This window comes from Paraburkholderia sp. GAS199, assembly GCF_050436585.1.
Lineage (GTDB): Bacteria > Pseudomonadota > Gammaproteobacteria > Burkholderiales > Burkholderiaceae > Paraburkholderia.
The window spans coordinates 84,010-96,062 of sequence record NZ_JBNDMM010000008.1 but is presented as its reverse complement, the minus strand read 5'-3'; the positions used below and the strand labels follow the sequence as shown (position 1 = coordinate 96,062).

At 64.0% G+C, this 12,053-nt stretch carries 11 protein-coding genes; 4 read left to right on the top strand and 7 right to left on the bottom strand.

What is annotated here, in order from left to right:
• Positions 1 to 108: 108 nt before the first annotated feature.
• Positions 109 to 2,448, bottom strand: coding sequence for an NADP-dependent malic enzyme (locus P3T18_RS27285; protein ID WP_429303079.1), 2,340 nt, complete (start codon positions 2,446 to 2,448; stop codon positions 109 to 111).
• Between the two features lie 205 nt (positions 2,449 to 2,653).
• Here P3T18_RS27285 and thiL point away from each other — a divergent pair, with 205 nt between their 5' ends.
• The 4 genes from thiL to P3T18_RS27265 all read left to right on the top strand — a co-directional run bounded on the left by thiL (position 2,654) and on the right by P3T18_RS27265 (position 5,362).
• A complete protein-coding gene (gene thiL / locus P3T18_RS27280) occupies positions 2,654 to 3,652 on the top strand; it encodes a thiamine-phosphate kinase (RefSeq protein WP_429303078.1) in 999 nt (332 codons plus the stop codon).
• The gene (locus tag P3T18_RS27275) at positions 3,642 to 4,214 is read left to right on the top strand and encodes a phosphatidylglycerophosphatase A family protein (protein ID WP_429303077.1); all 573 of its coding nucleotides are present in this window, start codon (positions 3,642 to 3,644) and stop codon (positions 4,212 to 4,214) included. The genes thiL and P3T18_RS27275 overlap by 11 nt, the downstream gene beginning before the upstream one ends.
• A gap of 114 nt (positions 4,215 to 4,328) precedes the next feature.
• A complete protein-coding gene (locus P3T18_RS27270; protein ID WP_429303076.1) occupies positions 4,329 to 4,829 on the top strand; it encodes a CinA family protein in 501 nt (166 codons plus the stop codon).
• Between the two features lie 11 nt (positions 4,830 to 4,840).
• The gene (locus P3T18_RS27265) at positions 4,841 to 5,362 is read left to right on the top strand and encodes a cupin domain-containing protein (RefSeq protein ID WP_429303075.1); all 522 of its coding nucleotides are present in this window, start codon (positions 4,841 to 4,843) and stop codon (positions 5,360 to 5,362) included.
• A 63-nt stretch (positions 5,363 to 5,425) separates the two neighbouring features.
• Here the strand turns inward: P3T18_RS27265 and pyrF are convergent, their stop codons facing one another.
• The 6 genes from pyrF to araG form a co-directional block, all read right to left on the bottom strand.
• Entirely contained in the window at positions 5,426 to 6,241 is an 816-nt protein-coding gene (gene pyrF / locus P3T18_RS27260) for an orotidine-5'-phosphate decarboxylase (RefSeq protein ID WP_429303074.1), read from the bottom strand.
• Between the two features lie 125 nt (positions 6,242 to 6,366).
• Positions 6,367 to 7,419 carry an aldose 1-epimerase gene (locus P3T18_RS27255; RefSeq protein ID WP_429303073.1) on the bottom strand — a complete coding sequence of 351 codons (1,053 nt, stop codon included), beginning with the start codon at positions 7,417 to 7,419 and terminating at the stop codon, positions 6,367 to 6,369.
• Between the two features lie 208 nt (positions 7,420 to 7,627).
• The gene (locus P3T18_RS27250; protein ID WP_429303072.1) at positions 7,628 to 8,533 is read right to left on the bottom strand and encodes an SMP-30/gluconolactonase/LRE family protein; all 906 of its coding nucleotides are present in this window, start codon (positions 8,531 to 8,533) and stop codon (positions 7,628 to 7,630) included.
• Positions 8,530 to 9,330, bottom strand: coding sequence for an SDR family NAD(P)-dependent oxidoreductase (locus P3T18_RS27245; protein ID WP_429303071.1), 801 nt, complete (start codon positions 9,328 to 9,330; stop codon positions 8,530 to 8,532). Before P3T18_RS27245 ends, P3T18_RS27250 begins: the two co-directional genes overlap by 4 nt.
• Before the next feature lie 45 nt (positions 9,331 to 9,375).
• Positions 9,376 to 10,392 (bottom strand): L-arabinose ABC transporter permease AraH, encoded by a 1,017-nt coding sequence (araH, locus tag P3T18_RS27240; protein ID WP_429303070.1) that lies wholly within the window; start codon positions 10,390 to 10,392, stop codon positions 9,376 to 9,378.
• Between the two features lie 53 nt (positions 10,393 to 10,445).
• A complete protein-coding gene (gene araG / locus P3T18_RS27235) occupies positions 10,446 to 11,987 on the bottom strand; it encodes an L-arabinose ABC transporter ATP-binding protein AraG (RefSeq protein WP_429303069.1) in 1,542 nt (513 codons plus the stop codon).
• Positions 11,988 to 12,053: the final 66 nt, after the last annotated feature.

Here is a 12,053-nt window from a genome sequence, read left to right as displayed (position 1 = left end):
TGGCTATCCCCTGTTCACCCAAGGCGTGCCCATTGCGGGCACGCCTTTTTTTTGCCCGGCGCCCTCGATCGACGAGCGCCGGGCCGCAGTGGCTTACGTGGACGCCGCTTAACGCGTGGCGATCACGTCGGCCACCAGCAAGGCCGTCATGTTGACGATCCGGCGCACCGTTGCCGACGACGTCAGCACGTGAACCGGCTTGGCAGCACCCAGCAGCATCGGACCGATCGCGATGTTATTGCCCGCGGCGGTCTTCAGCAGGTTGTATGAGATGTTGGCCGCGTCGATGTTCGGCAGCACCAGCAGGTTCGCGTCGCCTTCGAGCGTCGAGTCCGGCATGATCTCGCGGCGCAGGTTCGCGTCGAGCGCGATGTCGCCGTGCATTTCGCCGTCCACCTGCAATTCCGGCGCGCGCTCGCGCAGGATTGCCAGCGTGTCGCGCATCTTCTGCGCGGTCGGCGCAACGCTCGTGCCGAAGTTCGAATGCGACAGCAGCGCGACCTTCGGCTCGATGCCGAAACGGCGCACTTCGTCCGCGGCCATGATCGTGATCTCAGCCAGTTGTTCCGGCGTCGGATCGACGTTCACGTGCGTGTCGACGAGGAAAATCTGGCGATTCGGCAGCACCAGCGCGTTCATGGCGGCGTACACCTTCGCGCCTTCCTTCTTGCCGATCACCTGGTCGATGAAGTGCAAATGACGGTGCGTGGTGCTCACCGTGCCGCAGATCATGCCGTCGGCTTCGCCCTTTTCCACCAGCATCGCGCCAATCAGCGTGGTGCGGCGGCGCATTTCGAGCTTCGCCATCTGCGCGCTGATGCCCTTGCGAGACATCATCTTGTGATACGTCTGCCAGAAATCGCGATAGCGCTCGTCGTGGTCCGTGTTGACGACCGTGTAGTCCTGACCCGCGACCAGACGCAGACCGAAGCGCGCAATACGCTGCTCGATCACGGCCGGGCGGCCGATCAGGATCGGCTTCGCCAGCTTTTCGTCGACGATGATCTGCATGGCGCGCAGCACGCGCTCTTCCTCGCCCTCGGCGAAGACGATGCGCTTCTTTTCCGGCTCGACGCCACGCGCCAGCTGGAAAATCGGCTTCATGGTCGTGCCGCTGTGATACACGAACTGCTGCAGATGCTGTTCGTAGGCGTCCATGTCTTCGATCGGACGCTCGGCCACGCCGCAATCCATCGCCGCCTTCGCCACCGCCGGCGCGACCTTCACGATCAGGCGCGGGTCGAACGGCTTCGGAATCAGGTATTCCGGACCGAACGAGAGGTCCTCAATGCCGTAAGCGGTTGCGACGATGTCGCTCTGCTCCTGACGTGCCAGTTCGGCAATCGCGTTGACCGCGGCGATTTCCATCTCACGCGTCACCGTCGTCGCGCCCGCGTCCAGCGCGCCGCGGAACAGGAACGGGAACACCAGAACGTTGTTCACCTGGTTCGGGTAGTCGGTGCGGCCCGTGCACAGAACCGCGTCCGGACGCACTTCCAGCGCCAGTTCCGGCAGGATTTCCGGCGTCGGGTTCGCGAGTGCCAGGATCAGCGGCTTGTCGGCCATCTGCTTGACCATGTCCTGCTTCAGCACGCCGCCGGCCGAGAGGCCGAGGAACACGTCCGCGCCGCCAATCGCTTCAGCGAGCGTGCGGGCGTCGGTTTCGCGCGCGAAGCGTTCCTTGTCCGGGTCCATCAGTTCGACGCGGCCCTTGTAGACCACGCCGGCCAGATCGGTCACCGTGATGTTTTCGAGCGGCAGGCCGATGTCGACCAGCAGGTCCAGACAGGCCAGCGCCGCTGCGCCCGCGCCGGACGACACCAGCTTGACGTCCTTGATGTTCTTGCCGACCACTTTCAGGCCGTTGGTGATGGCCGCCGCCACGACGATCGCCGTACCGTGCTGGTCGTCGTGGAAGACCGGAATCTTCATGCGCTTGCGGCATTCGCGCTCGACGATGAAGCAGTCCGGCGCCTTGATGTCTTCCAGGTTGATGCCGCCGAAGGTCGGTTCGAGCGCGGCGATCACGTCGACCAGCTTGTGCGGATCGGATTCGTTCAGCTCGATATCGAACACGTCGATGCCGGCGAACTTCTTGAACAGCACGGCCTTGCCTTCCATGACCGGCTTGGACGCCAGCGGTCCGATGTTGCCGAGACCCAGCACCGCGGTGCCGTTCGTGACGACGCCGACCAGGTTGCTTCGCGCGGTGAAACGCGCGGCGTTCAGCGGGTTTTCGACGATTTCTTCGCAAGCGAAGGCCACGCCCGGCGAGTACGCCAGCGCGAGATCGCGCTGGTTGATCATCTGCTTGGTCGGGGCGATCGCGATCTTCCCGGGGGTCGGGAACTCGTGATAATCGAGAGCGGCTTCGCGGAGTTTGCTATTGACGGGAGTCGACATAAGGCGGGCTTCGAAGTGCGGATTAGAATAGATGTTCGACGGCATTGTAGCCCTAATTGCCGGCTCGATTCCTTCAATACGGGTACAACTGCCGCGACCGAAACAGTGCGAAAGGCAGTTGCAGCGCAGCATGACTCGCGCCGACGCCATCCGGAAGTTGCGTGCCGATCGCGCGCATATCCGGCAGGCGAGGCGCACGATACGCGCTGTTAGCGGGTTTTCACGGTATTTTTCAATTACGCACGCCACCATGCTTTCCGAGTTCTCGCTGATCGACCGATTCTTTACCCGGCGCGCCACCGCCCAATCACGCCGCCAGCAAGACGGGGAACTCGGCATCGGCGACGACTGCGCCCTGCTCTCGCCGCCGCCAGGCGAAATGATGGCGATTTCGACGGACATGCTGGTGGAAGGCCGCCACTTCTTCGCGGATGTCGATCCGGAAGCGCTGGGCCACAAGACGCTCGCCGTGAATCTCTCGGATCTCGCGGCAATGGGCGCCCAGCCACAGGCGTTCACGCTCGCCTTCTCGCTGCCCAAAGCGGACGAAGCCTGGCTAGCTGCTTTCAGCAATGGCTTATTTACGCTGGCAGACCGTTACGGTTGCGACCTGATCGGCGGCGATACCACCAGCGGCCCCTTGAATCTCTGCATTACGGTATTCGGCAGCGTCCCGCCGCAACTCGCGCTGCGCCGCGACGCCGCCCAACCCGGCGACGACATCTGGGTTTCCGGCACACTCGGCGACGCGCGCGCGGGTCTCGGCGTGCAACGCGGCGAGTGGTCGGCGAGCGCCGACGACGCTGCGACATTTCGTCGCGCCCTCGAGCGCCCGGAGCCGCGCGTTGCATTGGGTCGCGCGTTGCGCGGCGTCGCGCATGCCGCACTCGATCTTTCGGACGGCCTCGCGGGCGATCTGCGCCACATTCTGGAACGCTCCGGTCTGGACGCAAAGGTCGATGTCGACGCCGTGCCGCGCTCGGCCGCGCTGAAGCGCCTGTCGCCCGACATTCAGCGCCGCTGCACGCTTGCCGGCGGCGACGACTACGAACTGTGCTTCACCGCGCCCGTCGCGGCGCGCGAAAAGGTCGAAACCGCGGGCCACGAGGTGGACTTGGCCGTCACGCGCATCGGTACAATAAGCGACCTTCAAGCGGAGGCCGACCGTCCGGTCATCAACTGGCACGACGCCGCCGGCAAGCCGCTCACATTGACGTTGCAAGGCTTCGATCACTTTCATGCAGACTGATCCCTCGCTCGGCCCTGCCGACAAGCTCATCGGCAACCCGCCGCCCGACGCCTCCGGTCCGCGCGCGCCGCGTCCGCAGCCGCGCCGCGCTACCGCGCGTTTCATGCTGTCGCATCCGTCCCACATCCTGTCGCTCGGATTCGGCAGCGGCCTGTCGCCGGTGGCGCCGGGTACGGTCGGCACGCTGTTCGCGTGGGCGTCGTTTGCCGTGTTGAGCCGCTATCTGACGGTGATCGAATGGGGCGTGCTGATCGCGGTGGGTTTTGTCGGCGGCATTGCGATTTGCGGCTACACCGCGAAGAAGCTCGGCACCGACGATCCGTCGCCGGTGGTGTGGGACGAAATCATCGCGTTCTGGCTGGTGCTGCTGATGGTCACGCCGGTCACGCTGGTCGGGCAATGCTGGGCGTTCGTCGTGTTCCGTTTCTTCGACATGGTGAAACCGCCGCCCATCGGTTATTTCGATCGCCGCCTGAAAGGTGGCTTTGGCATCATGTTCGATGACCTCGTTGCGGCGTTTTTCACGCTGCTCGTCATCGCGCTGTGGCGCATGTCGATCTGACCGGCGGTCACTTCGTCGCAACGCCGTCGCTGCATCTTCGCCGCACTGTCGCCCTTTAGCCGATTTAGCCGCTTAATCCGCCTAGTCCGTATTTCCGCTTTCCGGATCGACGCCATGCCTACCGATTCAGTCGTTCACCAACTCGCGATTCGCGTGAGCAACCGTCTGCGTGACGAACGCTTGCTGCTCGTCACCGCCGAATCCTGCACGGGCGGCATGGTCGCCACCGCGATCACGGACATCTCCGGCAGCAGCGGCTGGTTCGATCGTGGTTTCGTCACGTATTCGAATCAGGCGAAATGCGAAATGATCGGCGTGCCGGCCGATCTGATCGACAAACACGGCGCGGTCAGCGAGCAGGTGGCCAAGGCGATGGCGGAAGGCGCGCTGCGCAACAGCCGCGCGCAGGTATCGCTGTCGATTACCGGCGTGGCCGGCCCTGGCGGCGGCACCGAAACCAAGCCGGTCGGCATGGTTTCGTTTGCCTGGAGCAACCGTCTGCACACGTCCGTCGAGACGAAAATATTCAAAGGCGACCGGGAAAAAATCCGCGTGCAGGCGGCCGCGCACGCATTACGCGGCGTCCTGGCGCTGCTCGACGAACGCGAACATTGACCGGCGCCCGCATGTCCGCATCCGCGACAGACAAAGACGAACTGATCCGCCGCTTCGATCTGAAGCCGCATCCCGAAGGCGGATTTTTCAGTGAGACTTACCGGTCCGAAGGGCGCGTCGCGCGCGTCGGCGGCTCACACGAGCCGGACGAAACGCGCTCGGCATCGACCGCCATTTACTACTTGCTCTGCGACGGCGCGCACTCGGCGTGGCATCGGATCAAATCCGACGAAGTCTGGCATTTCTACGCGGGTCAGCCGTTGCACGTCCACGTACTCGACGCGGCCGGCACGCTGGTGACGCATCGCCTAGGCAACACGTTGAACGACGTGGACGCCGTGTTTCAGGCGGTCGTGCCCGCGGGCGCGTGGTTCGCCGCGGAATGCGCCGACCCGGCGACGTTCGCGCTGGCCGGCTGCACGGTCGCGCCGGGCTTCGAATTCAGCGAATTCGAACTCGCCGACGTCGATGCGCTGATGGCCGCGCATCCTCATCATGCCGGGTTGATTGCGCGGCTGGGGCCGGCTGCGTAAAAACCGCCGGCCGTCGCGGCCATGATTGGGTCAGGAACGGCCCGCATCAGCCGCAACCATCCATTACCGGAACGCATTGATCCGGTCGCGCGTTTCCATCGCAGCTTGCGCAGCGGCTTCGGCGAAATCTTCGTCCTTGCCGGCGTAAATGATTGCCCGCGACGAGTTGATCAGCATGCCCGTGCCATTCGCCGTGCGGCCCGCGTTCACGGTGGCCTGAACGTCGCCGCCTTGCGCGCCGATACCCGGAATCAACAGCGGCATGTCACCCACGATGCCGCGCACCACTTCGATTTCCTTCGGAAAAGTCGCGCCGACCACGAGGCTCAGCTGCCCGCTCGCATTCCATTTTTCAGCGGCCAGTTTCGCGACGACCTGATACAGCGGACGGCCGCCCGTTTCCAGGAATTGCAGATCGGAGCCGCCCGGATTCGAGGTCCGGCACAACACGATCACGCCCTTGCCCTTGTGCTCGAGGTACGGCTCGATCGAATCGAAACCCATATACGGATTCACCGTGACCGCGTCCGCCTGATAACGCTCGAACGCCTCGCGCGCGTATTGCTCCGCCGTGCTGCCGATATCGCCGCGCTTGGCGTCCAGAATGACCGGCAGACCCGGATGATTCGCATGAATATGCGCGATCAGCTGTTCGAGCTGATCTTCCGCGCGGTGCGCCGCGAAGTAGGCAATCTGCGGTTTGAACGACGAGGCGTACGGCGCCGTTGCGTCGACGATCGTGCGGCAGAAGTCGAAAATCGCCTCGGGGCGGCCGGCCATCGCGCCGGGGAATTTCGTAGGCTCGGGATCGAGGCCGACGCACAGCAGCGAGTTGGTGCGCTGCCAGGCGTCGTTGAGTGTCTGGATGAAATTGGACATGATGGGTCTCGCGGCGAGCCGATAACGGAAGAGGCGCGTATTTTACCCGTCCTGCGCCGCTCACCCCGGCGCGCCCGGCACGGCGCAAGCGCGCGAGCACGCTCGCAGCCGCGGGTTCGCAGAAGCTACTGACGCCGACGCGAGCCGCGCGCGCCCGGCATGGAACGCAAGCCGGTCCGCTCGACGGTGAAGCGGAACGTGCGCGTCAGACGCTCGCCGCGCGCCAGCAGGGTCATGCCGTTCTCGCTCGCGCCGCCGGCCAGATTCATCGCGTTGATCGGGTGATCGACCGGTTCGAAGCAGAAAAAGTCCTGGCCGGTCGGCGTGTACAGAACGTAGTAGTCGGCGTCGGCGGCGATATTCAGCGAGAGCCGGCGTTTCGGCCACACCACCGCGGCCTGCCCGCTCCACCCGGTGAACGCATGATTGACGATGGTTTCCGGCAACGGATACGCCACGCCGAACTGCCAGGCGGGCGGCGCCGGCACATGCCGCACCGGCAGCCAGTCGTCCCCGGAAAGCCACAGGCCGCCGGCTGCCGCGGACAACTCGGTGTCGGTGTCGCGCACGAAAAACGGATGCAACCCGAGGCCGAACGGCATGGTCTCGCGCCCTGCGTTTTCGATTTCCAGCGTCACGACGAGCGTCGGGCCGTCCAGCGTGTAGGTTTGCGTCGCGCGAAACGCGTAGGGTTTGCCGTCGTGGCGATCGAGCGTCAGACGCACGCTCTCGCGGTCCGTTTCGGCAACCTGCCAGGCCGAAAGCCAGCCGTCGCCGTGGATCGGCAGCGGTTCGTCGGCGCGATTGCACGGCACCTCGACGCGCCGGCTTCCCACGTTGAATTGCCCGCCGCCGATGCGGTTCGAATACGGCAACAGCGGATAACACGCGAGCTGGTTCGGCTGCGTGTCGGCCGCGACGTGCCGGCAGCGCCGGAAAATCGGCGTCAGCGCGCCGTCGTTGCGCCAGTCGAAACGGGTCACGCCGCCGCCGAGCGTGGGCGCGACATCGAGCCGCAGATGCGCATTGGCAAGCGTGACGCAGGCGACATCGCCGGCGCTCACTTCACCGACCGCGACCGCCGACGTACTGGGACCCGGAAGCACCGGATTGGCTGCCGCGTTCAGTCGTGCGCGGCGTGTTTGAGAAGAAGCGGAAACGAGATTCGCAACAGTCATATCTGGCTCCATCGAGAGGCGTAGGACGTTTCCGTCATTGCTGACGGGTGTTGTTGGGCGACTTTGTGTACTGGTCGCCTCTGGGTCCGAACTGCGTGCTGCCGATTTACTGCCACTGGTTTTGCGACATCGACTTCTGATTCGCCGGAATGAATCCGGCCGGACTGCACTGACTGCTGCCGCGCGAGCGGAGCAGCGTCATTCTGCGCTAAGCGGGCGCGCCCTGGAATACCGGTTCGGGCAAACCGCGTCGCGCCGACGCCACCCTGAAAACGCCGCCGGCATGCGCGTCGTCCGCGAGCGCGGCGGCATCGAGGCCGACTCGCGCGCTCGTGATGTACAAGGAATCGAGCTGCACACCACCCAAGGCGACGCAGCTCGGCTGCGCCGTCGGCACTTCCACGCGCTCCGTTTCCACACCGTCGGGGCCGTATCGCACCACGCGCCGTCCGCCCCATTGCGCGTTCCACAGGCCGCCGTCGCGATCGACGGTGGAGCCGTCGGGTTCGCCGCTCGCGTCGGTGAGCGTGACGAACAGACGGTCGTTGGCGACGCTGCCGTCGGCGCGGTAGTCGCACGTGCGAATTTCGCGGGTCGGCGAATCGCAGTAATACATCGTCGCGCCGTCCGGGCTGAAGGCGATGCTGTTGGAGATTGCCGGCGCGGGCAGCGACAAACGCTCCAGCGAAAGATCGTGATTCAGACGGTAAAAGCCGCCCACCGCCTGCAGCGGCGAACCTTCGTCTTTCGTGCCGAACACGAAGCGGCCCTGCCGGTCGCAACGACCGTCGTTGACGCGCGTGTTCAGGCCGGGCTCCACGTCGACGATACGACGCGTCTCGCCCGTGGTGAGATCGAAGAACGCGAGATGTGTGGCGAGACCCAGCAACAGCACGTTGGAATCAGCGCACAGCGCGAAGGTGGCGAGCCGCTCCGGCATGTCCCAGAACGTGCTCTGACCGTCGGACGGATCGTAGCGCCACAAGCGCGCACCTTCGATATCGGTCCAGTAGAAGCGGCCGGTTTTCGCGCACCAGGTAGCGCCTTCGCCCAGCGCGCATTTCGTATCGAGCAGCAATGCTGCCGCCACGTGCGTGCCCGGTGCCGAACTCACGCCCAGCCTCCGTCGACGATGATGTCCTGCGCCGTGATCATGCCGCTGTCGTCGGCGGCAAGGAACAGTGCCATGCGCGCCAGGTCCGCAGGCTGCAATTCGGCGTCGATGCACTGACCTTCCTTGATCGAACGACGGCCCGCGTCGTCGAGCCACAGACGCTTCTGCTTGTCCGTCATGACCCAGCCCGGCACCAGCGTATTGACGCGAATATTGAAGTGACCGAGATCGCGCGCGAGCCCGCGCGTCAAACCCTGCACCGCCGCTTTCGACATCACGTACACCGGATAACCGCCGTTCTTCAGCATCCAGCTGATCGAACCGAGGTTGATGATCGAGCCGGCTTTGGCCGCCTTCATGTCTTCCATCACGGCTTGCGCCGCAAAAAACTGATGGCGGATATTGACCGCGATACCCGCGTTGAAAAACTCGGGCGTCACTTCGCCGATCGAATGACGCTTGTCGTTCGCCGCGTTGTTCACCAGCACCTGAATCGGACCCAGCGTGGCCTTCACGTCGGCGATCGCTTTTTGCAGCGCGTCGATATCGGTCAGATCGCAAGGCAGAAACAGTGGCTTGTGTTTCGAGTCGCCGAGTTTGTCGGCGAGTGCTTCGCCCTCGGTCGCGTCGATATCGAAGAACGCGACGCGCGCACCTTGCGCCGCGAAATGCTCGACGAACGATGCGCCGATGCCGGTCGCGCCGCCCGTGATCAACACCGTACGGTCGACGAGACTCGGATAGCGCGCGAACGCGTTGTCCGTGAGACGCTCGTTTGCATTGGCCGGAGACGACATCGTTCGATTCCTTTTAGAGCAGATTTAGAGTGGCGCCTGGCGCGCTTAGTCGCGCGAACCGCGGTTCTTCAACTGATCGAGCAGCACGGCGGCGAGCAGGATCGCGCCACGCACGAGGTACTGGTAGAACGCGTCGATGTTCATCAGGTTCATGACGTTCTCGACTGTGCCCATGATCAGCACGCCGATCACGACGCCGGAGATCGTGGCGCGGCCGCCGAGCAGCGACACGCCGCCCAGCACGCACGCCGAGATCACGTTCAGCTCGAAACCTTCGGCTGCATTCGGCTGCCCCGAGGTGATACGCGAGGCCAGAATCACGCCGGCCAGCGCAGTCACGGCGCCTTGAATCAGGAAGATGTAGACGCGCGTGCGCTCGACGTTGATACCGGCCAGACGCGAGGCTTCCGGATTGCCGCCGATCGCCAGCGTGTTACGGCCGTACACCGTCTGATTCAGCATGACGCCGAACACGATGAAGCACAGCAGCGTGACCCAGATCGGCAGCGACACGCCGAAGAAGCTCAGGCCGCCCAGCGCGATGAACGTATCCGACGACACGCCCACGGCCTGGCCGTGCGACACGATGAAGCCGAGACCGCGCACGATTTCCATCGTGGCGAGCGTGGTGATCAGCGCGTTGATGCGCAGATAAGCGATCACCGCGCCGTTGACGAAACCGATCACGGCGCCCGCGAACACCGCGGCGATGATCGCGATGAACGTATTGCCCGTGGCGTTGAGCACCATCGCGCACAACACGCCGGCGAAGGCGACCGTCGAACCCACCGAGAGGTCGAAGTCGCGCGAGGCCAGACAGAACATCATCGTGCAGGCCACCATGCCGATCTGCGAGATCGACAGCGCGAGGCCGAGCATGTTCTCGATCGAAAAGAAGTGATCGACGGTCAGCGACATCGTGACGAACATCACGACGAAGATCACGATCAGGCTGTACTCGGTGATCTGCTGCCACCACTTCGCCTTGTCGTTCGTCTGCGGAATCAGCGCTTCGGCCGCGCCTTTGGCGGCCTGCTGCGCGAGGTTTTCTCTGGCTTGCATGTTCAATACTCCTCCCGTTCCCCACGGGTTGCCGGACTTTCGTCCAAATGATGTCAGGCCGCTTGCTGGGTGGCGGCGCTACCGGTTTCGGGCAATGCGGTCGAGCTCTGCGGCAAGGCGAGGCTCAGCACCGATTGTTCCGTTGCATCCTTGCGCGCCAGTTCGCCGGAAATCCGGCCCTGACGCATCACGACGATACGATCGGACACGCCGAGCACTTCCGGCAGTTCCGACGAAATCATCACGATTGCGCAGCCGCGTTCAGCGAGCTGATAAATCACGTTGTAGATCTCGTGCTTCGCGCCGACGTCGATACCGCGCGTCGGTTCGTCGAGAATCACCACCTTCAGATCCGGCTCGGCCAGCCAGCGCGACAGAATCGCCTTCTGCTGGTTGCCGCCCGACAGGAAGCGGATTTTCTGGCGGCGGCTCGGCGTCTTGATCTTCAGAAGCTTGATGAAACGGTCGGCCGTTTCGGCTTCCTTCTTGCGGTCGAGGAACATGCCCGCGCGCAGATAGTGACGGCGGCAGCTGATGTTGATGTTCTCCGACACCGTCGCCATCGCGACGATGCCCTCTTCCTTGCGGTCTTCCGGACACAGCACGATGCCGTGGCGAATCGCTTCGCCTGCGCTGCGCACCTTGATCGGCTTGCCGTCGAGCAGCAGTTCACCGGCCTTCTTGCTGTCGGCGCCGTACACGAGGTGCATCAGTTCGCTGCGGCCCGCGCCCACCAGACCGAAGAAGCCGACGATCTCGCCGCGGCGCACTTCGAAGCTCGCCGGTTGCGCCAGCGCGTGACCTTCGATGGCTTTGGCCGCGAAGCGCACTTCGCCGAGCGGGCGCTCGGAATAGTTGTAGATGTCCGAAATTTCGCGGCCCACCATTTCGCTGACGATGGTGTCGCGCGACACGCCTTCGAGCGTCGGATGCGAGGCGATCTTGCGGCCGTCGCGGAAAATCGTGCAGGCGTCGCACAGTTCGTAAATCTCGTCCATGCGGTGCGAGATGTAGATCATGGCGCGGTTGTCCGCGCGCAGATCGCGCACCAGCTTGAACAGCACTTCGGTTTCGCGATGCGACAGCGAACTGGTCGGCTCGTCCAGCGCGATCACACGTGCATTGCGCAGCAGCGCCTTGCAGATTTCGACCATCTGCCGTTGCGCGATGGAGAGCTTGCGCAACTTCGCATTGGGGTCGAGCGCCACGCCCATCGCTTCGAGCCGCTCGCGCACGAAGCGCTTCGCTTCGCGTTTATTGACCCAGCCGAGCGAATTCGGCAACTGTCCGAGCAGCAGGTTTTCCGCGACCGTCAGGTCGGGCACGTATTGCAGTTCCTGGTGAATCACCGCGATTCCCGCTGCGATCGACGATGCTGCGCTCGTGAAGCGCACTTCGTTACCGTCGATCATCACGCGGCCCGAATCGGGCTGATATTCACCACCGAGAATCTTGAGCAGGGTCGATTTCCCCGCGCCGTTTTCGCCCATCAGGCCGTGCACCTGGCCGACGTTGACGTCGAAGGACACACCGTCGAGCGCGCGCACGCCTGGAAAGACTTTACCGATATTGTCAAAACGTAGCGTCGCTGACACTTCGCCTCCTTAACGATGAACCGCGCTTCGGTGCGCCGCACAGGCGGCAACGCAAAGCATGGCTTG

Coding starts and splice junctions, on each gene's coding strand:
- P3T18_RS27285 (WP_429303079.1), bottom strand. CDS start 2,448: ATGCCGTCGAACATCTATTCTAATCCGCACTTCGAAGCCCGCCTTATG.
- thiL (WP_429303078.1), top strand. CDS start 2,654: ATGCTTTCCGAGTTCTCGCTGATCGACCGATTCTTTACCCGGCGCGCC.
- P3T18_RS27275 (WP_429303077.1), top strand. CDS start 3,642: ATGCAGACTGATCCCTCGCTCGGCCCTGCCGACAAGCTCATCGGCAAC.
- P3T18_RS27270 (WP_429303076.1), top strand. CDS start 4,329: ATGCCTACCGATTCAGTCGTTCACCAACTCGCGATTCGCGTGAGCAAC.
- P3T18_RS27265 (WP_429303075.1), top strand. CDS start 4,841: ATGTCCGCATCCGCGACAGACAAAGACGAACTGATCCGCCGCTTCGAT.
- pyrF (WP_429303074.1), bottom strand. CDS start 6,241: ATGTCCAATTTCATCCAGACACTCAACGACGCCTGGCAGCGCACCAAC.
- P3T18_RS27255 (WP_429303073.1), bottom strand. CDS start 7,419: ATGACTGTTGCGAATCTCGTTTCCGCTTCTTCTCAAACACGCCGCGCA.
- P3T18_RS27245 (WP_429303071.1), bottom strand. CDS start 9,330: ATGTCGTCTCCGGCCAATGCAAACGAGCGTCTCACGGACAACGCGTTC.
- araH (WP_429303070.1), bottom strand. CDS start 10,392: ATGCAAGCCAGAGAAAACCTCGCGCAGCAGGCCGCCAAAGGCGCGGCC.